General features: G+C 68.9%; 21 protein-coding genes and 2 tRNA genes. 16 read left to right on the forward strand and 7 right to left on the reverse strand.

Annotated features, from left to right (window positions below):
- Positions 1-75: 75 nt before the first annotated feature.
- Positions 76-381: a DUF1244 domain-containing protein gene (locus tag AAHG03_RS19505; protein ID WP_342152557.1), complete on the reverse strand. Its 306-nt coding sequence runs from the start codon at positions 379-381 to the stop codon at positions 76-78.
- A gap of 172 nt (positions 382-553) precedes the next feature.
- On the opposite strand from AAHG03_RS19505, the gene AAHG03_RS19510 reads away from it, so the two are divergent.
- Complete coding sequence (locus AAHG03_RS19510) at positions 554-913, forward strand: CsbD family protein (protein WP_342152558.1); 360 nt, start codon at positions 554-556, stop codon at positions 911-913.
- Positions 914-1,040: 127 nt separating this feature from the next.
- Here AAHG03_RS19510 and AAHG03_RS19515 read toward each other — a convergent pair whose 3' ends face one another.
- Complete coding sequence (locus AAHG03_RS19515) at positions 1,041-1,826, reverse strand: 3-hydroxybutyrate dehydrogenase (RefSeq protein WP_342152559.1); 786 nt, start codon at positions 1,824-1,826, stop codon at positions 1,041-1,043.
- 350 nt (positions 1,827-2,176) lie between these two features.
- Between AAHG03_RS19515 and AAHG03_RS19520 the strand changes: the two genes are divergently transcribed.
- The 4 genes from AAHG03_RS19520 to AAHG03_RS19535 all read left to right on the forward strand — a co-directional run bounded on the left by AAHG03_RS19520 (position 2,177) and on the right by AAHG03_RS19535 (position 7,313).
- A complete protein-coding gene (locus AAHG03_RS19520) occupies positions 2,177-3,139 on the forward strand; it encodes an acetyl-CoA carboxylase carboxyltransferase subunit alpha (RefSeq protein WP_342152560.1) in 963 nt (320 codons plus the stop codon).
- A gap of 171 nt (positions 3,140-3,310) precedes the next feature.
- Entirely contained in the window at positions 3,311-4,054 is a 744-nt protein-coding gene (locus tag AAHG03_RS19525; RefSeq protein WP_342152561.1) for a DUF1796 family putative cysteine peptidase, read from the forward strand.
- A 144-nt stretch (positions 4,055-4,198) separates the two neighbouring features.
- Complete coding sequence (locus AAHG03_RS19530) at positions 4,199-5,641, forward strand: murein L,D-transpeptidase family protein (protein WP_342152563.1); 1,443 nt, start codon at positions 4,199-4,201, stop codon at positions 5,639-5,641.
- 124 nt (positions 5,642-5,765) lie between these two features.
- Positions 5,766-7,313, forward strand: coding sequence for a glucosamine inositolphosphorylceramide transferase family protein (locus tag AAHG03_RS19535; RefSeq protein ID WP_459558963.1), 1,548 nt, complete (start codon positions 5,766-5,768; stop codon positions 7,311-7,313).
- A gap of 68 nt (positions 7,314-7,381) precedes the next feature.
- Here the strand turns inward: AAHG03_RS19535 and AAHG03_RS19540 are convergent, their stop codons facing one another.
- Positions 7,382-9,178 carry a thioesterase family protein gene (locus tag AAHG03_RS19540; RefSeq protein ID WP_342152564.1) on the reverse strand — a complete coding sequence of 599 codons (1,797 nt, stop codon included), beginning with the start codon at positions 9,176-9,178 and terminating at the stop codon, positions 7,382-7,384.
- Between the two features lie 643 nt (positions 9,179-9,821).
- On the opposite strand from AAHG03_RS19540, the gene AAHG03_RS19545 reads away from it, so the two are divergent.
- Positions 9,822-11,087 carry an NAD(P)/FAD-dependent oxidoreductase gene (locus tag AAHG03_RS19545; protein WP_342152565.1) on the forward strand — a complete coding sequence of 422 codons (1,266 nt, stop codon included), beginning with the start codon at positions 9,822-9,824 and terminating at the stop codon, positions 11,085-11,087.
- Between the two features lie 29 nt (positions 11,088-11,116).
- On the opposite strand, the gene AAHG03_RS19550 is transcribed toward AAHG03_RS19545, so the two are convergent.
- Both AAHG03_RS19550 and AAHG03_RS19555 read right to left on the reverse strand, forming a co-directional pair.
- Positions 11,117-12,103, reverse strand: coding sequence for a DUF808 domain-containing protein (locus AAHG03_RS19550; RefSeq protein ID WP_342152567.1), 987 nt, complete (start codon positions 12,101-12,103; stop codon positions 11,117-11,119).
- 83 nt (positions 12,104-12,186) lie between these two features.
- Positions 12,187-12,429: a DUF6894 family protein gene (locus AAHG03_RS19555; RefSeq protein ID WP_342152569.1), complete on the reverse strand. Its 243-nt coding sequence runs from the start codon at positions 12,427-12,429 to the stop codon at positions 12,187-12,189.
- Positions 12,430-12,680: 251 nt separating this feature from the next.
- Here AAHG03_RS19555 and AAHG03_RS19560 point away from each other — a divergent pair, with 251 nt between their 5' ends.
- Together AAHG03_RS19560 and AAHG03_RS19565 are read left to right on the forward strand one after the other, a co-directional pair.
- Entirely contained in the window at positions 12,681-13,469 is a 789-nt protein-coding gene (locus AAHG03_RS19560) for a TSUP family transporter (RefSeq protein WP_342152570.1), read from the forward strand.
- Positions 13,470-13,636: 167 nt separating this feature from the next.
- Complete coding sequence (locus tag AAHG03_RS19565; protein WP_342152571.1) at positions 13,637-13,915, forward strand: adenylosuccinate synthase; 279 nt, start codon at positions 13,637-13,639, stop codon at positions 13,913-13,915.
- Positions 13,916-13,924: 9 nt separating this feature from the next.
- Here AAHG03_RS19565 and AAHG03_RS19570 read toward each other — a convergent pair whose 3' ends face one another.
- Entirely contained in the window at positions 13,925-14,779 is an 855-nt protein-coding gene (locus tag AAHG03_RS19570; RefSeq protein ID WP_342152572.1) for a hypothetical protein, read from the reverse strand.
- 114 nt (positions 14,780-14,893) lie between these two features.
- Positions 14,894-14,969: transfer RNA gene (locus AAHG03_RS19575), tRNA-Asn, on the reverse strand.
- 236 nt (positions 14,970-15,205) lie between these two features.
- Between AAHG03_RS19575 and AAHG03_RS19580 the strand changes: the two genes are divergently transcribed.
- The 8 genes from AAHG03_RS19580 (at position 15,206) to AAHG03_RS19615 (ending at position 23,691) form a co-directional block, all read left to right on the forward strand.
- A tRNA-Cys gene (locus tag AAHG03_RS19580) sits at positions 15,206-15,279 on the forward strand.
- Between the two features lie 161 nt (positions 15,280-15,440).
- A complete protein-coding gene (locus AAHG03_RS19585) occupies positions 15,441-16,091 on the forward strand; it encodes a protein-L-isoaspartate O-methyltransferase family protein (protein WP_342152573.1) in 651 nt (216 codons plus the stop codon).
- A 478-nt stretch (positions 16,092-16,569) separates the two neighbouring features.
- Positions 16,570-17,967, forward strand: a complete 1,398-nt coding sequence (locus tag AAHG03_RS19590) for a TolC family outer membrane protein (protein WP_342152574.1) — start codon at positions 16,570-16,572, stop codon at positions 17,965-17,967.
- Between the two features lie 117 nt (positions 17,968-18,084).
- Positions 18,085-18,717, forward strand: a complete 633-nt coding sequence (locus AAHG03_RS19595) for a PopZ family protein (RefSeq protein WP_342152575.1) — start codon at positions 18,085-18,087, stop codon at positions 18,715-18,717.
- A 270-nt stretch (positions 18,718-18,987) separates the two neighbouring features.
- Complete coding sequence (locus tag AAHG03_RS19600) at positions 18,988-21,723, forward strand: valine--tRNA ligase (RefSeq protein ID WP_342152576.1); 2,736 nt, start codon at positions 18,988-18,990, stop codon at positions 21,721-21,723.
- Positions 21,724-21,755: 32 nt separating this feature from the next.
- Complete coding sequence (locus AAHG03_RS19605) at positions 21,756-22,277, forward strand: Panacea domain-containing protein (RefSeq protein WP_342152577.1); 522 nt, start codon at positions 21,756-21,758, stop codon at positions 22,275-22,277.
- Complete coding sequence (locus AAHG03_RS19610) at positions 22,274-22,981, forward strand: hypothetical protein (RefSeq protein ID WP_342152578.1); 708 nt, start codon at positions 22,274-22,276, stop codon at positions 22,979-22,981. The genes AAHG03_RS19605 and AAHG03_RS19610 overlap by 4 nt, the downstream gene beginning before the upstream one ends.
- A gap of 35 nt (positions 22,982-23,016) precedes the next feature.
- On the forward strand, positions 23,017-23,691 hold the full coding sequence (locus AAHG03_RS19615) for a DUF2459 domain-containing protein (RefSeq protein WP_342152579.1): 675 nt from the start codon (positions 23,017-23,019) through the stop codon (positions 23,689-23,691).
- Positions 23,692-23,717: the final 26 nt, after the last annotated feature.

Genomic DNA, 23,717 nt, shown 5'->3' on the forward strand with positions numbered 1-23,717 from the left:
CGACCGCTCGTCTGCGATTCCCCTCCCCACACGGGGGAGGAGAATGCCTACTTCCGATCGGGCGCGACCCGGTCGTCAATGCCCCTTGGCCTGCGCCTCGAACCGCGCCTGCTGGTCGGGGCTCGCCTCGGTCTGGTGCGTCCGCTTCCACTCGTCGTAGGGCATGCCGTAGACGTGCTCGCGGCTCTGGTCCTTGGTCAGGCTGAGGCCGCGCTCGTCGGCAGCGTCCTTGAGCCAGTTCGACAGACAGTTCCGGCAGAAGCCCGCCAGATTCATCATGTCGATGTTCTGCACGTCGGAGCGGTTGCGCAGATGCGCGACGAGCCGGCGGAAGACGGCCGCCTCCAGTTCGGTCTGGGTGGTGGGATCGATGTCGGACATGAGATGACCCTCGTGGGATGTGGCGCTGAGGTCGGCTCGGGCGGGCTCCGCGTCAAGCCGGCACCGCTTTTTGCGCCGCATCGCGGGACCGATCTCGGCCCCGGACGTTCTCCCTTCCGAAACCGGACCGTCGCCCCGCGCGACGGAACCGAGACGAACAGGGAGTTCCACCATGGTAGACACGGATCGCATCGTCGGCGCCGCCAAGGATCTCGGCGGGCGGGCGCAGGGCGCAGTCGGCGACGCCGTCGGCTCGGACCGGGATTCGCTGGAGGGCCGCTACCGCGAGGCCGAGGGGACGGCCCAGCGCCTCTACGGGCAGGCCAAGGACACCGTGCGGGATGTCGCCGACGACCTCGGCGGCTATGCCAGCGACGCCTACGACCGGGTTTCGCGCCACAGCGGCACCTATCTGCGCGACGGGCGCGAGCGGGTGCAGAGCCAGGTCGGCGAGAACCCGTTCCTGGCCCTGCTGATCGCGGGGGCCGTGGGCTACGGCCTCTCGCTGCTGGTGAACAATTCGCGCCGCTGAAGGCGCGGAAAAGGGGCCGGCACGACCGGCCTCTCTCCCACCCAACCCCCTCATCCTGAGGTGCTCCGCTTCGCGGAGCACCTCAGGATGAGGGGGTTGGGTGGGAGAGGCGAGAAAAGCGGGCGGCTTACTGCGCCGTCCAGCCGCCATCCATCGCGAGGTTCGCCCCGGTGATCTGAGCGGCGCCCTCGCCGCACAGGAACACCGCGAGCGCGGCGACCTGATCGACGGTGACGAACTCCTTGGTCGGCTGCGCCTTCAGGAGCACGTCCTCGATCACCTGCTCCTTGGTGAGGCCGCGGGCCTTCATCGTGTCGGGGATCTGGCTCTCGACCAGCGGCGTCCAGACGTAGCCCGGCGAGATGCAGTTGACCGTGATGCCGAAGGTGGCGAGTTCGAGCGCCGCCGACTTGGTCAGCCCCGCGATGCCGTGCTTGGCCGCGACGTAGGCCGACTTGTAGGGCGAGGCGACCAGCGAATGCGCCGAGGCCGTGTTGATGACCCGGCCCCAGCCCTTGGCCTTCATGTGGGGAATCGCCGCCCGCATCGTGTGGAACGCCGAGGACAGGTTGAGCGCGATGATCTGGTCCCACTTCTCCAGCGGAAAGTCCTCGATCGGCGAGACGAACTGCACGCCCGCGTTGTTGACGAGGATGTCGACGCCGCCGAACGACTCCACCGCGAGGTCGATCAGGCCGCCGATCTCGGCGGGCTTGGTCAGGTCGGCGGGCGAGTAGGCCGCCTTCACGCCGAACTCGGATTCGATCTTGGTGCGGGCCGCCTCGATGTCCTCCGGTTTGCCGAAGCCGTTGAGGACGACGTTGGCGCCCTCACCAGCAAAGCCGCGGGCGATGGCCAGCCCGATGCCGCTGGTGGAGCCGGTGACGACGGCGGTTTTCCCTGTGAGGCTCATGGAAACGTCTCTCCGTTGCACGCCGCGCGGGCAGTCGGGGATGGACATGCCCGAAGGCGGAGGTGAAGTCGACTTACACACGCTCTCCCCCGTCATTCCGGGGCCGCGTCAGCGGAACGCGGAATCCACCCGTGATGCGGGACACCCAGCTGAAGCTGCACCGTCGCGGCCAGTCGTGGATTTCGGGTTCGCCTTCGGCGCCCCGGAATGACGGGTGCTGCGGGTGGTTCGGACGGCGGCGATGGCAGCCCATCGGCCCCCCACGGTTGACACCCGCGCCCGCTTTCCCGACATCACGCCCCACCGCGCCGGGGGGCCTGCGGACCCGAATTGGACTGGACCGACATTCGATGGCGGCGACGCGCTCCTATCTCGACTTCGAAAAGCCCGTCGCGGAACTCGAAGCCAAGCTCGAAGAACTCCGGGCGCTCGGCCAGCGCGACGGCGCCGTGTCGATCCACGAGGAGGTCGGGCGGCTGGAGGCCAAGGCGGCGCAGGCGCTGTCCGATCTCTATGCCGGGCTCACCCCTTGGCAGAAGACGCAGGTCGCCCGCCATCCGCAGCGGCCGCACTTCGTCGATTACTGCGCCGGGCTGATCGAGGAATTCACGCCGCTGGCCGGCGACCGCAGCTTCGGCGAGGACGAGGCGATCATCGGCGGGTTCGGGCGCTTCCGCGGCCGGCCGGTGCTGGTGCTCGGCCAGGAGAAGGGCGCGACCACGGAGGCGCGCCTGCGCCACAACTTCGGCATGGCCCGGCCCGAGGGCTACCGCAAGGCGGTGCGCCTGATGGAGACCGCCGACCGCTTCGGCCTGCCCGTGCTGGCCTTCGTCGATACGGCGGGCGCCTTCCCCGGCATCGAGGCGGAGGAGCGCGGACAGGCCGAGGCCATCGCCCGCTCGACGGAAGCCTGCCTCGCGCTCGGCGTGCCGAACGTCGCAGTCGTCATCGGCGAGGGCGGCTCCGGCGGGGCCATCGCCATCGCGACCGCCAACAAGGTCTTGATGCTGGAACACGCGATCTACAGCGTGATCTCGCCGGAAGGCGCCGCCTCGATCCTGTGGCGCGACCAGGGCCGCGCGCACGAGGCCGCCACCGCCATGAAGATCACGGCGCAGGATCTGCTGCGGCTCGGCATCATCGACGGCATCATTTCCGAGACGACCGGCGGGGCGCATCGCGACCGCGAGGCGGCGCTGACCGTCACCGGGGATGCCCTGGCCAAGGCGCTGGCCGAGTTCGACGGTTTGAGCCGCGACGAGATTCGCGACCGGCGGGCGCAGAAATTTCTGGAGATTGGCCGCAAGCTCTGAGAGGGGGTTCTTTCGGGTCATCCCAGCCTAACCCCTCATCCTGAGGTGCCGCGAAGCGGCCTCGAAGGAGGGCTCCAGGGATCTCGCGACTTCTGGAGCCCTCCTTCGAGGCCTCCGCTTCGCTCCGGCACCTCAGGATGAGGGGGTTGGATGGGAGAAGACCCACCCGCGATGCGTGAGACCGGTCCGAAAAGCTCCCTCCGCCTCCCCGGCGCCGGTCTGCTGAGGCGGCTCGTCCGCCGTCTCCCCCGCCGCGACACCCGCGAGCCGGGCGCGCTCAACCACATCTCGCTCGGCAGCCACTGCCACATGGCGCAGATCCTCAAGGCCGAGGGCTTGCGCACGTGGTCCGGCCCGTTCGACTGGATCTTTTCCGCGCCCGGCATGGTCCGCGACTGCCTCGCCGACGATTTTTCCGGACTCCTCGACCGTTCTCACTACGAGAGCACGCCGCTCGCCGAGCGCACGGCGCCGCACGAGACCCGCTGCCGCCACCGGCTGTACCGGGAACGTCACGCGATCCCCTTCGTGTTCAACCACCACGACCCGGCGACGAGCGAGGCGGATTACCGCTTCCTCGAAGCGGGCATCCGGCGGATGCGCACCGCGCTCGACACGCCGGGGACGGACAACCGCTTCTACCTGATGACCACGGTTCCGACCGACGACGCGGTTTTCCCCGAAATCCGCAAGCTGCTCGCCGCGCGGCGTGCGCAAAGCCACCTGACCGTGCTCGAACTCGTCCCCGGTGCCGAGGAACCGGCGACCGTCGAACTGGCCCGCGAGCCCCGATTTACCCGCCTCCGGGTCGAGACCCGCTCGCCCTCCACCGGAATCCGCTTCGCCGACCCTGCGGATGACGCCTTCGTGACCGCCCTGGTGCGGGGTCGGGCGCGACTTCTCAGGGAACCGTAACCCGCGGGCAACACTCGCCGACCAAGTGCGGCGGCGCCTTGTGGTAAGGTCCGGGTAAGTTTACCCGAGCTATGGGTGACGGGGAGTGGCGTCCGCGAACGGGCACGAGTCCGGCGGACGAATGAAGTCGAGGACGGGTTCCCCATGGCTGTGCGTCCGTTGGCGGCGGCTGCCGCCGCTCTGGCGACGAGCCTCGCGCTCTCTCTCGGTGCCTGCAACGACAGCGCCATGCTCGGCGGCGCCTCGACGCGCAGCCTGACGCCGATTCCGCCCCAGACCGTCTCGCTCATGCAGACCAAGGGCATGAGCCAGGGCGACCCGATCCTGATCCGCGCCTTCAAGAAGGAAGCGGAGATGGAGGTCTGGAAGCGCACCGGCACCGGCCAGTACGCGCTGCTCAAGACGTTTCCGATCTGCCGCTGGTCGGGCCAGCTCGGCCCCAAGACCAAGCAGGGCGACCGCCAGGCGCCGGAAGGTTTCTACACGATCACGCCGGGTCAGATGAACCCGAATTCCAGCTACTACCTCTCGTTCGACGTCGGCTATCCGAACGCCGTCGATCGCGCCAAGGGCGGCACCGGCAACTACATCATGGTGCACGGCACCTGCTCGTCGGCCGGATGCTTCGCCATGACCGACGCGTCGATGTCGGAGATCTACGCCATCGCCCGCGAGGCGTTCAACGGCGGCCAGCGCGCGTTCCAGTTCCAGGCCTATCCGTTCCGGATGACGGCGGCGAACGTCGCCAAGTTCCGCAACGACCCGAACGCGCCGTTCTGGAAGAACCTCAAGGAGGGCTCGGACTATTTCGAGGCCCTTAAGGAGGAGCCTCGGGTGGCCGCCTGCGGCACGAAGTACGTGTTCGGCGGCGCGGACGTGGCGGCGGGCAACTGCACCCCGCGGGTCGATCCGCAGGTGGCCGAGAAGCGCGACCGCGACAACCGCGAAGTCGCCGACCTAATCGCCAAAGGCACGCCCGCCACCCGCGTGGTCTACGAGGACGGCAGCCAGAACCCGGTCTTCCGCCCGCAGCCCGCGCCGAACGTGACCTTCGCCAGCCTGACCGACTCCGACAAGGAGAAGGACAAGGAACTCGCCTACACGGCAAAAGATTACGGCCGCCACCATCTCGGCGAGGTCAGCCGGCCCGAGAGCCTCGCGCTCGGCCCGAGCGAGATCGAGATCGACGCCAAGGGCAAGCCGATCCTCGTCGCTGCCGCCCCCGCCGACGCACCCGGCCCGACCAAGGCCGCCGCCGCCCGTAAGGCCCACGAGAAACCGGTGACCGTGGTGGCGGTGCAGGCGCCGGCCAAGGACGGCGCCAAGTCGGCCGATGGGAAGCCCGCCGAGACGAAGCCCGCCCGCATCACGGTCGCCGACGCCGACGGCGACGCGAGCGCCTATCACAAGCTGCTCGCCAACACCGCCAAGAAGCCCAAGGACGCCGCCCCGGCCGAGGCGGAGCCCGCCGGGCGGAAAGCCCCAGTGGCGACCGCCAAGCCGAAGCCGGCTGAGGCCGCGAAGGCCGCGACGCCCACGGTGAAGCCGCAGGCGGCGGTGGCGACGACGGGATCGCTGAAGAACTGACGCGTCCGTGGCGCCTCTCCTCCCCCTTGCGGGGAGGAGCCGGAGGTGGGGGTCGTGCCGGATGAAACGCCCCGGTGCCTCCTGCCCGACCCCCACCCCTGACCCCTCCCCACCCAGATCGGGCTTGCCCGATCTGGGTAAGCAAGGTGCGGATCTCGGGCAGGCCCGAGATCCGTGGGGAGGGGAACGCGCCCGACCGATCCGCCACCTCCGCATCCGCCTCGACGGCACCCGGCCCCGCCGCTGGCACCGGCTGCTCCTCGACCGCCTGACGGCGCGGGGCCTGCACGTCTCCTTCGACGACCGCCCCGGCCTCGGCGGCCTCCCGGCCAGCGCCGAAACCCTGTTCCGCCTCGAAGCCCTGCTGGGCCGCCTGCCCCTCGACGGCCCCGCCGCCCCGCTGCCGCCGGGCGCGCTCACGGCCTACCGCACGTCGTCGGTAGCCCCCGACCTCACCCTCGACCTGTGCGGCGACATCGAATCCGGCTCGGTCTGGCGGCTCGCCTATGACGGCGCCTGCGGCGAGGCCGCCCTGCTCGCCGCCCTGATGGCCGGGCACGCGCCCGTGGCCGCCTTAAGCGAGGGCACCCGCCCCATCGCGGCGGGCCGCCTCGGCAGCGAGACGCCCGGCACGATGCGGGCCGCCTTCGAGGACGGGCTGATGCGCACCATCACGTTCGTCGCCGCGGCTTTGGCCGGCGCGCGTCTCGCCGCTGAGCCCGGCCCCGCGCCCCCCACCCCCACGCCTGCCGCGATCGGCACGCGGGCGCTGCGGGTGCTGGCCCGGTCGGTCGTCTACCGGCTCTACCGCCTGTGCTACCGCGCCCCGCACTGGCGGGTCGGCTGGCGCCGGCTCGACGGGCCCGACCTGATCGACCTGCGCGCCCATCCGGCGAGCGGCTGGCGCGGGCTGCCCGACGACGGCCGGCGCTTCTACGCCGATCCGTTTCCCCTCGACGCGGACGGCCGCACGGTTCTGTTCGTGGAAGAATACCCGCACGCCACCGGCAAGGGCGTGATCTCCGCAGTGACGCTGGGCCCCGACGGGCCGGAGGGCACGCCCCGGCCGGCGCTGGAGGAGCCGTGGCACCTCTCCTACCCGTTCGTGTTCGCCCGCGACGGCGCCGTCTGGATGGTGCCGGAGGCGAGCCGGAACGGCACGGTCGATCTCTACCGGGCGCGCGCCTATCCGGGCGGCTGGACCCGGGAGGCGACGCTGCTGTCCGGCGTCACCGCGAGCGACGCGACGCTTCTCGAGCACGGGGGCCGCTGGTGGCTGTTCGCCACGGTCCGCGACGGCGCCACCGCGCGCGATCCCCACGGCTCCTTCTCGGACACGCTGTGCCTGTGGTCGGCGCCCGATTTCCGCGGGCCGTTCGCGCCGCATCCGAACAACCCGGTGCTGATCGACATCGCCGCCGCCCGCCCCGCCGGTCGCGTCGTCGCGCGTGGCGGCCGGCTGATCCGCCCGGTGCAGGACAATCGCGCGGGCTACGGCGCCGCGCTGGCGCTCGCCCGCATCGACCGGCTGGACGACGAGGGCTTTTCGCAGACCGTCGAGACGATCCTGCGCCCCGGCCCGCTCTGGCCCGGCACCCGGCTGCACACGCTGAACCGGAGCCGAAACTTCGAGTTCATCGACGGCTCGGCCCGCGCGCCGCGCTGGCGGTGACGCGACCGCTCTCCTCCCCCGGCCGCCAGGGGGAGGGGACCCGTGCTCGATGCGGGATCGGTCGGACCTCACGACGCCATCGGCTGCGGCAGGGCCGGCTCCTCGCGCCATCGGGCCGGAGCGACGCCGGCCGGGGCGTATGGCAGGAAGCCCTCGACGATGCTTTTGGGGATGTCGAGCGGGCGGTAGTTGCGGGTATCGACGAACATCAGGCTCTGCTCGCCGCGGCCCAGCAGCCCCTGCGTAACGCTGTGGATCTCGTGCTCCAGCGTCACGAACTTGCGGTTGGCGTGCTTGACGCGGATGCGCACCGTCAGCGGCTCGAACTCCCGCGCCTCCCGGCGGAAATCGTGCTGGAACGACTTCGTCAGGATGTAGAACTCGGTCGAGGCGAGGTCGAAATCCGGCACGCAATGGCGGAAGAACAGCTCGCGCGCCTTGCCGACCCAGCGGACGTAGTTGGCGAAGTAGATGTTTCCGACCGAGTTGGTGTCGTCGTAGGTCGGCGTCAGGCGGATGACGAAGTCGCGGCCCTCGAAGCCCTCGGCGCCGGCTGCGTTGTCGTTGACCACGCGGATCACGGTGGCGACCGGCTCGGGCGCGGCCACCGGCGCCGCGGGAACGGGCGCACTCCAGCCCAGAAACTGCGAAAACATCGGCAGGGCGCCGACCAGCGGCACCAGGGCCGAAAGGGTGAGGAGCCCGGCATTGGGGGTGACGTAGCCGGCGACCGCCAGGAGCGCCGCGGTGGCGCCGAGCAGCGCGCAGAGCATCGGATCGTAGGCGCGCCGCGCGCCGAGCGCCTCCAGCAGCAGGCAGGCGGCGGCGCCCGCGAGCAGGGTGGCGAAGGGTAGCATCAGGTAGATCATCGACAGGTCCGCCGCCGCGACCCCGGCCGCCAGCGCGCCCGCGCCCAGCAGCACCCAGACCGGCGAGGCGACGAGGCTCGGCGGGACGAAGGTGAGCAGCACCGACTCGCTGCGCGCCGTCACGGCCCCCATCGACCAGCGCAAAGCCGCGTAGGCGCTGTCGATGGTCGAGAGCGCGGCGATCACCGCCCACAGCGCGAAGGCGGTGCCGGCGGATTCGAAGGCAGTGCTGAGCACGGCCGCGGTCACCGCCGGCTGGTATCCGAGCAGGCCGTCGGCGCTCGTCGCCGCGCCCGCGGGGCCCGCGGCCGAAGCGATAAGGGCGTTTAGCGTGAGGAGTCCGAGGAACAGCCCGGCGCCGACCCCGTAGGCGAGCCGCACCGAGCCGCCGCCGCGGCGGATTTCGATTACGCGCTGCCAGTGCTGCAGATCGGTCCAGGGCCCGAGCATGAAGCCGACCAGCGTCGGCGCGACGAGGCCGAAGAAGCGTTCGTCGGCGACGAGCCACGGCGTCGGCCCGGCGGGGGGCGCGGCGGCTAGACCGGTCCAGGCGAAGAGCCCCGCGCCGATTCCGACGACGAGCCCCCCGGCATGGACCCAGCGCAACCGGCGCAGGGTGAGCGCGTGGCCGAGGATCGCGGCGACCAGCACGAGGCCGACGAGGCCCCCCGCCGCCCGCTCGCCGAACAGCGGCGCGCCGACGTAAGCGTAGAGCGCGAACAGGGTGATCGCGACGGCGAAGAGCTGCGCCAGCAGGAACAGCCCGGCGTAAGTGCCTTCCGCCTTGCGCAGGATCGCCGCCGGGTCGCGCCGCGGATCACCCAGCACCCAGCCGAACAGGAACAGCCCGAGGGCGTTGGGCCCGGCGAAGGCGGCAAAGCCCATCCAGCCATGGGCCAGCACCACGTGGATCGCGTAGAAGAAGCCCAACCCCCACAACCAGGAGAGGGCCACGGTCGGCGACCACGTGAGGGATTCCGAGAGATTCGAGCGCATCGCCGAGTGTCCGCGACCCGGTTGACGATCCGGGATGCCGCAAGATTAAGAGCGGATTAAAGCGCCGGGTATGCGACGCGATGCATGGCTCGCAAGATTCTTGGGGGGTGTGACGAAATTCTCTCGCCGATGTCTTTTCGAGGTCAACGCATCGACTTCTTAGGTTTGCATCGTCGCACGCGATCGATCCGGCCAGTTGTTTCTCTCTCGACCATGCTCGACCACCGCATCCGAGAAGTCGTCCGGGCCGTTGTCGTGTATCGACGATATGAAAGAATTGTCATTGGCGCCCCCAAAACGGCCGTCGTATGCATTTACTCAAGGTTGTATTCAGCAAATGTCAAGCTGCCGCGCGCGGAAACAATCTTCGCTGTATCGGATCGGCCGCGCGCACGGCGTTCGACGTGCCATTCCAACACCTTATCCCCCTCTCGACTGCGCTGCCCCACAAATACAACCTAAAGGCAACTTGCTGTCGATTGGTTTCGTCTACGACCTTACACAGGCCGAGCCCACCAGCCCGGCGTCGCGCGGCGTAATCGGAGTCTCCGAGCCATGCGTCGGGCCGCACGAGCCCCCGAGCCGGCGCTTGCCTCGCGCAAGCCAGTGCGGCCACCATCGCTTCCGAGTTTCGGAGGCCGGCATGGTCACGCACGACGTCGTCATCGTGGGGGGAAGCGTGGCGGGCTGCGCCGCCGCGATGTTCTTTGCCCGCGCCGGCCTCACCGTGGCGCTGGTGGAGCGCAACCCCGATCCGGACGCCTACAAGCGGCTGTGCACCCACTACATCCAGGCGAGCGCCCTGCCGGTGCTGGAGCGGCTCGGCCTCGCCGAAGCGATCGAGGCGAGCGGCGGCGTGCGCAACCGGCTCGACCTTCACACGCGCTGGGGCTGGATTCGCGAGGGCGAGGCCCTGGCCGGCCATCCCGCCCACGGCTACAACCTGCGCCGCGTCCGCCTCGACCCGCTGATCCGCGCACACGCCGCCGCGACCCCCGGCATCGAATGGCTCAGCGGCCACACCGCCACCGGGCTCGGCATCGAGGCCGGGCGGGTCGCCGCGCTCACCGTCCGCGATGCCCGCGGCACTGAGCGAATTCTTCGCGGGCGCCTGCATGTCGGGGCGGACGGGCGCGCCTCGGCGCTGGCGCGTTGGGCCGGGCTCACCTCCCGCGAGACCCCCAACGCCCGCTTCTTCTACTACGCCGCCTATCGCGGGTTGGATGCGAACGACGGCCGCTCGCGCATGTGGATGGGCGAGGAGGGCATCTGCTACACCTTCTCCAACGAGGACGGGATCACGGTCGCGGCGGCGACCCTGCCGAAGGCGCAGCTCCCCGCCTTCAAGGCCGACCCGGAGGCCGCGCTCGCCCGCACCCTCGCGGCGCTCCCCGAGGGCCCGAACCTCGCCGCCGCCGAGCGGGTCGGCCCGGTGATGGGCTTCGTCGACATGCCGAACCTGCGCCGCCCCGCGTCGCGGCCCGGCCTCGCGCTCATCGGCGACGCGGCGCTCTCGGTCGATCCGGTCTGGGGCACGGGCTGCGCCTTCGCCCTGCAATCGGCCGCGTGGCTGGCGGACGCCACCGCCGAGACGATCCTTTCGCACGGGCCCGTCGACCGCGCCCTCAAGGTCTACGCCCGCCGCCACGCCCGCGAACTCGCCGGCCATGCGTGGCACATCGGAAGCTACGCCAGCGGCCGCCGCTGGTGGCTCCCCGAGCGCCTGATGCTGGAGGCCGCCGCGCACGACCCCGCCCAGGCGGCACGCCTGTTCGCCTATGCGGCCCGCAGCATGGGCCTGACCGCGTTCATGGCGCCGACGGCCCTGGCGCGGGCCGCCGCCACGGTCTTGCGCGCCCGGCTCTCGGGCGGGCGCCCGCGGCTCGACCCGCGGGTCGAGGCGGTCTGAGGGCCCGCCCATGACGGCGTGAAAAAGGGTCAGGCCGTCTTCTGCCGCAGCCCGGCAACCGTATTCCAGGCCGGCGCGATGACGTAGCTCGTCACCGGGATCAGCAGCGCCCCGACCGCGAGGCCGACGAGGCCGGAAGCCGCCGCAGTCACGAGCCATTCGACGAAGCCGTGCGCCGCCGGAACGAGACCGGCCACCGAGGCCGCCGCGTCGTGGATCACATGGGCCGGCGCCTTCACGCCGTACTCTTCGAGCCCGTGGATCAGGATGCCGCCGCCGACCCAGATCATCGCCGCGGTGCCGACCACGGCCAGAATCTTCAGCAGATACGGCATGCCCTTCACCACCGCCCGGCCGATGCCGCGGCCGAGGCCGCCGAGGAAGGACGGGTTGCGGTTGGCGGCGAGCGCCATGCCGGCGTCGTCCGCCTTCACGATCACGGCGACCGCACCGTAGACCGCCACCGTGATGCCGATCGCCACCACGGCGAGCACGGCCGCCTTGGTCCAGAACGTGCCCTCGGGAATCGCCGCGAGGGTGATCGCCATGATCTCGGCGGAGAGGATAAAGTCGGTCTTGATGGCGCTCGCGACCCGGCGATCCTCCATCGCGCTGTCGGGCGCCCCGGCGACTTCCTCCTCGTGGCCGTGGGCCTTGTGGGGGAACAGCGCCTCGTAGACCTTCTCGGTGCCCTCGTAGCAGAGGTAGGCGCCGCCGAGCATGAGCAGCGGCGTAATCGCCCAAGGGGCGAAGGCGCTGAGCGCCAGCGCGCCGGGCAAGAGGAACAGCAGCTTGTTGCGCAGCGACCCCAGCGCGATCCGGCCGACGATGGGCAATTCCCGCTCGGCGGCGAAGCCCACGACGTAGCGCGGCGTCACCGCGGCGTCGTCGATCACCACGCCGGCCGCTTTCGAACCGGCCTTGGCGGCCTGGCCCGCCACGTCGTCCAGCGAGGCCGAGGCCATCTTGGCGAGCGCCGCGACATCGTCCAGCAGCGCGATCAGTCCGACACTCAAGCGAAAGCCCCCCGGTACAGCTCCGCTGTAAAGACGAGCGAGCGGGCGATTCGATCCACCGGCCTGCGCGATTCCGCGCAGCGTCAGGCGCTCTCGACGGTCTCCATGTCGAGCGACAGGTGCGCGCGGAACAGAACCTTGCCCTCCGCGTCGCGGGCGATGGCGAAGAAATCCTGGCGGTCGTCGGTGGCCGTCACCCCGCGCACGACCTTGGTCATGATGCGGGCGAGCCGCTCGCGCACGGCGTCCGGGCCTTCGAGGTCGAAGCCCTCCTCGTCCTTGACGAAGTTGGTGCCGTCATGGAGATCGAAGAAATAGAGGGGCATGCGACGCCAAATTGTGGGATTATGTCCCACACTAGCACCGATCCTCCCTCCGTCGCCAGGGCCGGCAAGGTCGCAGCATGGCCTAGGCCGGATGGTGCGGACCCTAGCTTCCCTTCAAATCTCGTGCCGCGTCGGCTCCCCCCTCGCGGGCCGATGCTCTAGGGACGGGCGCTTCCCCCGAGGCTCCCGCGACAGGCGCCCCCGATGTCCGCCCCCATCCTTTCCGCCCCCGCGTCCGCGCGAGGCCGCGCATGGTGATCGATCCCGAGACGATCGCCGGCCTGTTCGGCGTCGCGGTCCTGGCCGGCGCGGTCGATGCCATCGCGGGCGGCGGCGGGCTGCTGACGCTGCCCGCGCTGCTGCTCGCCGGGCTCGATCCGGTGAGCGCGATCGCCACCAACAAGCTCCAGGGCACCGCCGGCTCGACCTCGGCGACGCTCGCCTTCGCCCGGCGCGGCCTGATCCGCTGGCGGGAGGCCGGCCCGGCCGCGCTCGCCGCGGGCCTCGCCTCGGTGGCGGGCGCGCTCTGCGTCAGCCTGCTGCCGCGCCCGGTACTCGACGCGATGGTGCCGGTGCTGCTCGTCGGCATCGCGCTCTACTTCGCCACCGCCCGGCGGATGAGCAACGAGGACGCGACCGCGCGGATCGGCCCCGGCCTGTTCGCCCTCACGCTCGCCCCCGCGGTCGGCTTCTACGACGGCGTGTTCGGCCCCGGCGCGGGCTCGTTCTACATGATCGGCTTCGTGACCCTGCTCGGCCTCGGCGTGGTGCGGGCGACCGCGCACACCAAGCTGTCGAACGCCGCGAGCAACCTCGGCAGCCTCGCCCTGTTCACTGTCCAGGGCGTGGTGATCTGGCCCTTGGGCCTCGCCATGGCGGTGGGGGCCATCATCGGGGCGCAGATCGGCTCGGTGCTCGCGGTGCGGCTCGGCGCCCGGCTGATCCGCCCGCTCCTCGTCGTCATCGCCTGCACGATGGCCCTGCGGCTGCTGTCGAACCCGGCCAACCCCCTGCGGCAGGCCGTGGCCAGATTCTTCTAGAGCATCGGCCCGAAAGGTGGGAACCGGCTTTCGGAAAGAGCCGATACGGCACGAAAATCCAGAGCAGCGGCTGCGACGCGGCGCGGACTCGCGCCCGTCGCGTCTCTGGACTAGAACAAAAATAGTACGAACGAACCGGGGCGCGATCGGCCCGAAAGGAGAACCCCATGGCCTTCAAGCCGAAATCCGCCGCCGAGACCAAGGCCCGCGACCTCGGTCTGGCGCTCGCACGGCTGGCCGAGAACGAGGGCGTGCCGGCCAGCATCGGCATCGACGCCCTGCGCCGCGCCAGCCCGCGCCTGACCCCGCTGGCGATCGGGCAGATGGTGCGCAAGCAGCGCGACACGGTGGAGGCGACGCTGGCCGAGCGCGGATTGATGCTCGCCGACTACGCCGACCAGGGGCCGGGCCGGGGCATGGAGTTCACCATCGAGCAGGCCGCCTGAGCGGATGGGTTACACCGGCTCGAAGCGGGCATGGGCGATGACGAGGGCGAGGTTGGCGGCCAGGTCGTCGAGATAATCCGGCATGATCAGCGAGCCGCCCAGGCGCGGGTTGATCTCGAGCACCTGCAAGGTGCCGTCCGGCAGGATCTTGTGATCGACGTTGCACGGCCCGTCATGGGCCAGCGGGATCAGGAAGCGTTCGAGATCGGCGAGGTGGGCGTCACAGAGCGTGCGGACCTCGCTCGCCGGATACGACACGGGGCCCCGGATCGGCGCCTCCGGCGCGACGACGTAGCGGAAGGTGCGGTGCCACGCGATGCGCCCGGCCCGGCAGAACAGATAGGTGCTGTAATCCTGCTCCTCCGCGAGGAAGGCCTGCAGGATGTGCGGATGCGCCGCCCAGGCCGGCGAGGCGCTGAAGGCCTCGTACGCCTCCCGGTCGTGCAGGAGGCGGATGCCCTGGCCGCCGTTGCGGGCGATCGGCTTGGCGAGACACGGGAAGCGCGCCTCTTCGACGGTGTCGTAGACCGCGGGCGCGAGCGCATCGAGGCCCTGACGGCGCACGTAAGCCGCGAAGGCGCGCTTGTCGGCCAGCGTGTCGAGCGCCTCACGGCTGGGACAGAGCGTGAAGTAGCCCGGCGGTCGCGACCGGATATGCGGCTCCAGCAGCGGGATGAGGACGGGCCGGCCCTGCGCGGGATCGGGCGGGAGGTCGAAGCCGGGCGACGACCGCTCCAGCACGCGCACGCTCCGCACGCCGCTCAGCTTCGTCCAGACCGGCGCGTTCTCGTCGAGAGCCCGCATCCAGTTCGCGACGTGTCGGCCGAAGATGGTGATCGCGACGGATTCGCTCGATTCAGACACGGAGGCAGACACCCGAAATCGACGGCCCGGCCAAACACGCGTTAAAACCGCCCGCGGTTCCCAGGGGAACGGCCGAGCGGCATGAACCGGTTCTCACGATGTGATCTGAAGTGTTGGCTCCCCGAGCAGGACTCGAACCTGCGACAAAGCGATTAACAGTCGCTTGCTCTACCAACTGAGCTATCGGGGATCACCCGGCCGCCTCGGCGGCGCTGGGGGTCTCTAGCCTCGCTGGATTGCCGGCGCAAGGGTCTCGGGCGATTCCGGCGTCGCTTTTTTGCAAATGGCCGCGGTTGACCGGCCGCGCGACGGTTCCGTGACGATCGCGCCGGAAAGGGCGTTGCCCAACGGCCCGCGGCTCTGCTAAGGACGCCTCGCTCCGGGCCGGCCGCCCCGCCGGAGCTTCGCGCATCACGCCGCGAACGAGGCCTCGTGGCGGAGTGGTTACGCAGAGGACTGCAAATCCTTGCACCCCGGTTCGATTCCGGGCGAGGCCTCCAAACAAGCATCCCCCCCGGCAGACGAGACGCGAACGCCGCCGAGGCCGCGCGGTAAGCCGGGCAATAGCCTTGCAATTCCCCATTCGATCCGTGAAAACCCCTGCCGCTCAGGGGGCGGCTCACGCGCCGACCCGGTCCGGCGGCGAGGGAAACACGGCTCCATGCTCGATTATGCGCAGGCGCGACGCCTCATGGTCGATTGTCAGCTCCGGACCTTCGACGTCAACGACAACGCCGTGCTCGACGCCTTCGACAGCGTCCCGCGCGAGCGCTTCGTGCCCACAGGCCGCGAGGCCTTCGCCTATATCGATCAGGCGCTGACGGTGGCGACGCAGGGCGACGGCCCGCGGGTGATGGCGGCGCCGATGATCCTGGCCCGCATGGTCCAGGCGCTGAAGGTCCGCCCCGGCATCCACGTGCTCGATGTCGCCGCGGGCTACGGCTACGCCGCCGCCATCCTCGACCGGCTCGGCGCGCAGGTCACGGCGCTCGAATCGGACGAGGCGCTGGCCGGCGCTGCCAAGGAACGGCTCGGCGGCCGGGTCGAGGTGGTTCGCGGCGGCCTGACCGAAAAGGTCTCCGGCGGCCCCTTCGACGCGATCCTCGTCGAGGGCCGTGTCGAGACCCGGCCGCAGGCCTTGCTCGACCAGCTCGCGGACGACGGTCGCCTCGTCTGCGTCCTCGGCCCCGACCGCAACGCCAAGGCTACCCTGTTCGTGCGCGCGGGCGATGCCTTCGGCGCGCGTCCGCTGTTCGACGCCAACCTGCCCGCTCTCAAGGCCTTCGCGACCGAGCCCGGCTTCGCGTTCTAGGAACCGCATGAGCCCGCCGAACCGATTCATTCGGTCCGGCGGCGTGTAACGATTCCTTAACCCTGTGGATCGTATCTGCCCCATCGTTGGGCAGATCGGCACCGGATCGGTGCATTTTCGGGCAGCCCCCGCCGCTGCCCCGGCCGAGGATCGTGTCGGCGCCATCGGCCGCGCGTCGAGTCCGACGGATTCCGGCCTCCGGCCCGGAGGCGACCCCCGTCGGGTGTCGCTTTTATGAGCCACCCCACAGGCAATCCGATCACGCGGGCGTGCGTGGCCCTGTCCCTGCAGGCTCAAGCTAAGCTATGCTGCGCCGCGAGGCGGGCAGGCTGTCCCGGCGCTTCAGGCGCGGGAGAGGCCGTGCCGACGAGCCCGGCGGATTTCGAACCGGCGACGCCCTTCGGAGGGCGGGCGCGGGACGAAGACCGAGCCGGGCGCGGCGAAACGGCGAATCGAGAAACCGCAAGGGCTGATCGACGTGAGAGAACGGAACCCTGCGGCGCGGTCTGCACTCCGGTTCGCCGGTGCCGTCGTCACGGCACTGGCGGTCGCGAGTCCGGCCGGCGCCGAGACCCTCGAGAGCGCCCTGTCGCGCGCCTACCAAGCCAACCCGGCGCTGAACGCCGCGCGGGCCAACCTGCGCGCGACCGACGAGGACGTGAACCGCTTCCAGTCCGGCTACCGGCCCAACGCCGCGATCTCGGCCGATATCGGCGTCCAGCAGTTCCAGGGCTCGATCTCCGGGATCCAGGTCGGCGGGCGACGGGGCTCGACCGTTCCGGCCGGCGCGGGCATCACCGTCAACCAGAACCTGTTCGACGGGTTTCAGACCGACAACCGGGTCCGCTCAGCCGAATCGACCGTGCTCAGCACGCGCGAATCGCTGCGCCAGACCGAGATGAACACGCTGTTCAACGCCGCCCAGGCGTACATGAACGTGCTGTCCGACACCGCGACCCTGGAACTCCAGCGCAACAACGTCGAGGTGCTGGAGGAGCAGCTCCGCCAGACCCGCGACCGCTTCAACGTCGGCGAGGTGACCCGCACCGACGTCGCCCAGGCCGAGGCCCGCCTCGCGGGCGCCCGCTCGCAGGTGGCGACGGCGGAGGCGAACCTGCGCGCCTCGATCGGCATCTTCCGCCAGATCATCGGCGTCGAGCCGCGCCAGCTCGCCCCGGGCCGCCCCCTCGACCGGTTCGTGCCAAGCAACCTCGATCAGGCGATCCTGATCGGCCTCAAGGAGCACCCGCAGATTCTCGCCTCGCTCCACGCGGTGGACGTGGCCGAGCTGCAGGTGAAGGTCGCCGAGGGCGCGCTCTATCCCCAGGCGCAGCTCACCGGCGCGGTGCAGCAGCGCTACGACCAACAGTTCCCCGGCGACAACGGCGTCACCGCCTCCATCGTCGGCCGCGTCAACATCCCGCTCTACCAGGGCGGCGCCGAATACGCGGTGATCCGGCAGGCCAAGGAGAACGTGGGTCAGGCCCGGCTCGTAGCCGACCGCGACCGCGACACGATCCGCGCCTCGATCGTGCGGACCTGGGGCAATCTGGAGGCCTCCAAGGCGCAGGTGATCGCCTCGCAGGCGCAGGTGCAGGCCAACGAGGTGGCGCTGAACGGCGTGCGCGAGGAAGCCCGCGTCGGCCAGCGCACCACCCTCGACGTGCTGAACGCGCAGCAGGAACTGCTGAACGCCCGCGTCAATCTGATCCTGGCCCAGCGCAACCGCGTGGTGAACTCCTACGACGTGGTGCAGGCGGTGGGTCGGCTCACCGTGCGCTTCACCTCGCTGCCGGTCACGCCCTACAGCCCGCGGGAGCACTTCGATCAGGTGCGCGATCTGTGGTTCGGCGTCCGCACCCCCGACGGCCGCTGATCGGAATCGCCGAATCCTGTTGGCGGCGCCGAGCGAGCGGTTGATGTCGGAAGAGACGATGAAATAGTTGGTTAACCATTTCGTCGTCTTGTCAATCGTCACCGAGTATCGCCCGAGATGAGCGCAGCGAGCCTTAAGGTCCAGGACAAGACCCAGGAACCCTCCATGGAGGAGATCCTGGCCTCGATCCGCCGCATCATCGCCGACGATCAGGCCGCCAAGCCCGCCGAGGTCGCCGAGGCGCCGCCGCCCCCTCCGCCGCCGCCGCCGGTCGAGGACGACATCCTCGATCTCGCCGAGGTGGCCGAGCCGGTGCGCAAGCCCGAGCCCGCCAAGCCCGAGCCGGTCCCGTTCGACATGCCGGAGATCGACTTCCGCATGCCGGAGCCCGAACCGGAGCCGACGGTCGATTTCGACTTCGAACCCGAGCCGGGCTTCGAGCCGGAGCCCGCGCCCGAACCCGAGCCGGTCTTGGTTGCCCCACCGCCGCCGCGCCCGGCCGAGCGGATCCGTGCCGCGGTCGAGGAGGAGGTGACCGAGCGCCTCGTCTCGTCGAGCACCGTCGAGAGCGTCGGCCAGAATTTTCAGCTGCTCGCTCACACGGTCCTGTCGAACAACGCCCGCACGTTGGAGGATCTCGTCAAGGAGATGCTGCGGCCGATGCTGAAGGGCTGGCTCGACGAAAACCTGCCGCAGATGGTCGAGCGGCTTGTCCGCGCCGAGATTGAGCGGGTCACCCGCGGACGCTAGCCGCGTTCCTTCACCCCACCCCCGTCATTCCGGGGCTCGCCGAAGGCGAGAACCCGGAATCCACGACTGGCCTCCACGCCTCGTATAGCCGCGCATCACGGGTGGATTCCGGGTTCCGCTGCGCGGCCCCGGAATGACGGCGGTGGGTTCGAGTCCCGCTCCGGGCAACGCTATCCCGGGTCGTCGGCGCCCCGTCGAGGTTGACGGCACCGGGGCCGCGGGCCGATAGCGGCGGCAGCTTTTTCCGTCGTCGAAACGCCCGCTCCGCCCATGATGGACAAGACCTTCGATCCCGCCGCCGTCGAGTCGCGCGTCTCCGCGGCTTGGGAACAGGCGGACGCCTTCCGCGCCGGCCGGCCCGAGCGCGCGGGCGCCGAGCCCTACTGCATCATGATCCCGCCGCCGAACGTGACGGGCTCGCTGCATATGGGCCACGCCCTCAACAACACGATCCAGGACATCCTCGCCCGGTTCGAGCGGATGCGCGGGCGCGACGTGCTGTGGCAGCCGGGCATGGACCATGCCGGCATCGCCACGCAGATGGTGGTCGAGCGCAAGCTCGCCGAGACGGGGCAGCCGGATCGCCGGACCTTGGGTCGCGAAGAATTCCTGCGCCGGGTCTGGGCCTGGAAGGAGGAATCGGGCGGCACCATCATCGGCCAGCTCAAGCGGCTCGGCGCCTCCTGCGACTGGTCGCGCGAGCGATTCACCATGGGGGCCACCGGCGCGCCGGACGACCAGATGGTCCGCGCAGTCACAAAAACCTTCGTGGACCTGCACGCGCAGGGGCTGATCTACCGCGACAAGCGCCTCGTGAACTGGGACCCGAAGTTCCAGACCGCGATCTCCGATCTCGAAGTCCAGCAGGTCGAGACCAAGGGCCATCTCTGGCACTTCGACTATCCGGTCGTGGACGAGGCTGGCGCCGAGACCGGCGAGGTCATCACCGTCGCGACCACGCGGCCCGAGACCATGCTCGGCGACACCGCGGTTGCGGTCCACCCCGAGGACGAGCGCTACACCGCGCTGGTCGGGAAACGCGTGCGCCTGCCGCTCGTCGGCCGCCTGATCCCCATCGTCGCCGACAGCTATTCCGACCCGGAGAAGGGCACCGGCGCGGTCAAGATCACGCCTGCCCACGATTTCAACGACTTCGAGGTCGGTCGCCGCGCGGGCGTCGCCGCCATCAACATCCTCGACCCCGAGGCGCGCATCCAGATCGCCGGCAACGCCGCGTTCCTCGAAGGCGCCGAGCCGGAAGAGGCCGCGATGGCGCTCGACGGCCTGGAGCGGGAGAAGGCGCGCAAGCAGGTCGTCGCCCTGATGGAGGAGCGCGGGCGCCTGCGCACCGTCGAGCCCAACACCCACGCGGTTCCGCACGGCGACCGCTCCGGCGTCGTGATCGAGCCGTATCTCACCGACCAGTGGTACGTGAACGTCAAGCCGCTGGCCGAGCGCGCGCTCCAGGCCGTGCGCGACGGGCAGACCCGCTTCGTCCCCGACAACTACGAAAAGACCTTCTTCCAGTGGCTGGAGAACATCGAGCCGTGGTGCATCTCGCGCCAGCTCTGGTGGGGCCATCAGATCCCGGTCTGGTACGACGGGGAGGGCAACTGGTTCGTCGCTGGCAGCGAAGACGAAGCGCTGGCCCAGGCGCAAGCCAAGAACGGCCGCCCGGTCGCGCTCACCCGCGATCCCGACGTGCTCGACACGTGGTTCTCCTCGGCGCTGTGGCCGTTCTCGACGCTCGGCTGGCCCGACGCCATGCCCGAACTCGCCCGGTTCTACCCGACCAACACCCTGGTCACCGGCAAGGACATCATCTTCTTCTGGGTCGCCCGGATGATGATGATGGGCCTCCAGCTCACCGACCGCGCCCCGTTCGACACCGTCTACCTGCACACCCTCGTCCGCGACGAGAAGGGTGCCAAGATGTCGAAGTCGAAGGGCAACGTCGTCGATCCGGTCGATCTGATCGACCGTTTCGGCGCCGACGCGCTCCGTTTCACGCTCGCCGCGCTCGCAGCCCCCGGCCGCGACATCAAGCTCGGGCCGCAGCGGGTCGAGAGCTATCGCAACTTCGCGACGAAGCTCTGGAATGCCGCTCGGTTTGCCGAATTGAACGGCTGCGCGCTGAAGGCCGATTTCCGCCCCGAGGACGTCGGGGAGACGCTGAACCGCTGGGCGCTCACCGAGGCCGCCAAGGCGGTGGCCGAGGTGGCCCAGGGCATCACGGTCTACCGCTTCAACGACGCGGCGGCCGCCGCCTACCGCTTCGTCTGGAACGTTTTTTGTGATTGGTACCTCGAACTCGCCAAGCCCGTGCTCCAGGGCGAGGGCGTCGACCCGGCGGCGCGCGCCGAGACGCAAGAGACCGTCGCCTTCCTGATCGACCAGATCGCCAAGCTGCTGCATCCGTTCATGCCCTTCCTCACGGAGGAGCTGTGGGCGATCAAGGGCGAGGTGCTGCCCGATGCCCGCGGCTTGCTCGCGCTCGAATCCTGGCCCGATCTGTCGGCCTATGCGGATGCCGAGGCCGAGGCCGAGATCGGCTGGCTGGTCGAGCTGATCTCCGAGGTGCGCTCGGCCCGCTCCGAGACCAACGTGCCCGCCGGCGCCCAGGTGCCACTGGTGATGGTCGCGGCCGACGCGACCGTGCGCGCCCGCCTCGACCGCTGGAGCGAGACCCTGGTGCGCCTCGCTCGCCTCTCCGAGATCGGACATGCGGATGCCGCTCCGAAGAACTCGGTGCAGCTCCTCGTGCGCGGCAGCGTCGCCGCCCTGCCGCTGGAGGGCATCGTCGATCTCGCGGCGGAAGTCGCCCGCCTCCAGAAGGAGGGCGGCAAGGCGCGCGCCGAGATCGCCAAGCTCGACGGCAAGCTCAACAACGCCGACTTCATCGCCCGCGCGCCGGAAGAGGTGGTGGACGAGCAGCGCGAGCGCCGCGACGCCGAGGCCGCGCGGCTCGCCAAGATCGAGGAAGCGCTTGCCCGGTTATCTGATTAATTAGACGCTCTTCGTCGTAACAAGATCGAGCCATGTTCGACGCAAGATCAGTGTCAAATTTTTTTATCGACAGGGCTCTTTCGGAAGGAAGGGCCCTGTCCGTAATGACGCTATTGAAGGTTTTATACTTTGCGCATGCTTGGCATTTAGTTAAATACGGCGAGCCTCTGATCGGACAGCCTTTCGAAGCATGGAAATTCGGGCCGGTCAATCGAGTGGTTTACGATCAATGCAAGCAATCGGACAAGCATGCCATCACTGCAAAATTCAAATCTTTCAGCATAGCAAGCTCTGGGTTTGTCGAGTCCCCCTATGACTTCAATGAAGAATTGACAAAATTTTTGGGAGAAATATTCGATTATTACTCAAAATTTCATGCGTACAAGCTGTCCGATCTTACACATGAAGCCGGTGCGCCATGGGACGTCGTCTGGCGGCAGGCAGATTCAAAGGCAGTGGCGGGGATGGTTATCCCCAATTCGTTAATCCGCAGTTGGTTTAGTGACCAGACGGCATTATATTGGACAAGCCGTGAACGGGAGTCTCCTTCGTGACGCCGAAACTGCCGTCCCTTTCAGTACCGGATTTAGCTAGAGTCGTTGGCAATACTCCTGACGAAGCCGCAGAATGGCTCATTCATTATTCCAACGAGCCCGGCGGATCTTTCAACTACATAAAGGGAATGAGATCCATTAAGGCTGCATATTCCGGCCTGCATCGTTTGGATCAACTGCTTTTGGCCTGCGAGGGTGAGAGGACAGAGCTTGGTCGGAAGTCAAACAAAGACCTTGTCTTTGAGGTTGCTCCAGGCGCGTTCGGCCGCACAACACAAGTCTTCGATCTTTCTGCCCGAAAATTTAGCTACGGTCGCAGACAGGCCGGATTTAGAGTGCCTTTTTTCTTTGTTGAAAATAGTGTCGTGAATATTTGTTTCATCTGGCCGCGCAAAGGAACCAATCTAACTGCCACTCAGATTGGAATGATTGCCACTATAATGAAAATTTATTTGCTGGATACGGAATTTTACGGCCTCCCATCTGATATCGAATTTATCGAAGCCAGCGCTCCAATTGGGACAAAACAACGCGTAGTTGATCGCTTTAATCTTTCAAGTATCAATTTGTGGGACCACGATATGCTTACCAGCAGGCTAACTACTATTAGTAATGCTCTAGATATTGTAGAGGCAAGCAACAGGGTCAAGCCAAGGAGACGCAAGGAAAAATCGACAATTATAGACATGCCGTTATTCGATTGAGAAAATCATATTTTGCATATATACTGATCGCAATCGTGCTGTCAGTATTATTCACCGTTATACTAACGGCGAAAACTGGCGACCTGGCGCTCTACCCGACGAACGAGGCGGACGCCGAGACCGTGCTGCTGGTCAGCCACGGCTGGCATTCCGGCCTCGTGCTCCGGCGCGAGAGCGTGACGGGGGAGGGGGCGGGCGCGGCCCTGCGCAACGTCGCCACCCGCTTCCGCGACTTTTCGGAGCTGGAATTCGGCTGGGGCGAGGCCCGCTTCTACCGCGCCACGCCGACGCTCGCTGCCTTCGACTGGCGCCTCGCTTTGAGCGCCCTTTTCACCCCCGGCGGCAGCGACGGCGTGATCCAGGTGGTCGGTCTCGAACGCCCCGCCCGCGACTCGTTTCCGAGCGCCGACATCGTCCCGGTCCGCGTCTCCCGCGCCGGCCTCGCGCGCCTGATCGCCCGCCTGGAGGCGAGCTTCAAACTCACAAAAAATCAGCCGGTCGATCTCGGCCCCGGCCTCTACGGGCCGAGCCTGTTCTACGAGGCGAACGGCCGCTTCTCGTATGCCAACGTCTGCAACCACTGGGCGGCGGACCTCCTCGACGCGGCGGGCGTGCCGACGACGCCCGTGCTCGACACCCATCCGCTCGGCCTGCTGGCGGACCTGCGCTGGCGAGCCGGCGCCGCGCCGCTGGCGCCCCTCGCGGACTGAATCGCCACCTGTCCAAAACGTAACCT

Origin of the sequence: Methylorubrum subtropicum (assembly GCF_038442325.1) — a bacterium.
Lineage (GTDB): Bacteria > Pseudomonadota > Alphaproteobacteria > Rhizobiales > Beijerinckiaceae > Methylobacterium > Methylobacterium subtropicum.

Bases quoted from the DNA above. Each gene is read 5' to 3' on its own strand.
- AAHG03_RS19530 (WP_342152563.1), top strand. From the start codon at position 4,199: ATGGCTGTGCGTCCGTTGGCGGCGGCTGCCGCCGCTCTGGCGACGAGC.
- AAHG03_RS19505 (WP_342152557.1), bottom strand. From the start codon at position 381: ATGTCCGACATCGATCCCACCACCCAGACCGAACTGGAGGCGGCCGTC.
- AAHG03_RS19585 (WP_342152573.1), top strand. From the start codon at position 15,441: ATGCTCGATTATGCGCAGGCGCGACGCCTCATGGTCGATTGTCAGCTC.
- AAHG03_RS19560 (WP_342152570.1), top strand. From the start codon at position 12,681: ATGGTGATCGATCCCGAGACGATCGCCGGCCTGTTCGGCGTCGCGGTC.
- AAHG03_RS19595 (WP_342152575.1), top strand. From the start codon at position 18,085: ATGAGCGCAGCGAGCCTTAAGGTCCAGGACAAGACCCAGGAACCCTCC.
- AAHG03_RS19520 (WP_342152560.1), top strand. From the start codon at position 2,177: ATGGCGGCGACGCGCTCCTATCTCGACTTCGAAAAGCCCGTCGCGGAA.
- AAHG03_RS19515 (WP_342152559.1), bottom strand. From the start codon at position 1,826: ATGAGCCTCACAGGGAAAACCGCCGTCGTCACCGGCTCCACCAGCGGC.
- AAHG03_RS19525 (WP_342152561.1), top strand. From the start codon at position 3,311: ATGCGTGAGACCGGTCCGAAAAGCTCCCTCCGCCTCCCCGGCGCCGGT.
- AAHG03_RS19605 (WP_342152577.1), top strand. From the start codon at position 21,756: ATGTTCGACGCAAGATCAGTGTCAAATTTTTTTATCGACAGGGCTCTT.
- AAHG03_RS19565 (WP_342152571.1), top strand. From the start codon at position 13,637: ATGGCCTTCAAGCCGAAATCCGCCGCCGAGACCAAGGCCCGCGACCTC.
- AAHG03_RS19540 (WP_342152564.1), bottom strand. From the start codon at position 9,178: ATGCGCTCGAATCTCTCGGAATCCCTCACGTGGTCGCCGACCGTGGCC.
- AAHG03_RS19510 (WP_342152558.1), top strand. From the start codon at position 554: ATGGTAGACACGGATCGCATCGTCGGCGCCGCCAAGGATCTCGGCGGG.
- AAHG03_RS19555 (WP_342152569.1), bottom strand. From the start codon at position 12,429: ATGCCCCTCTATTTCTTCGATCTCCATGACGGCACCAACTTCGTCAAG.
- AAHG03_RS19600 (WP_342152576.1), top strand. From the start codon at position 18,988: ATGATGGACAAGACCTTCGATCCCGCCGCCGTCGAGTCGCGCGTCTCC.
- AAHG03_RS19545 (WP_342152565.1), top strand. From the start codon at position 9,822: ATGGTCACGCACGACGTCGTCATCGTGGGGGGAAGCGTGGCGGGCTGC.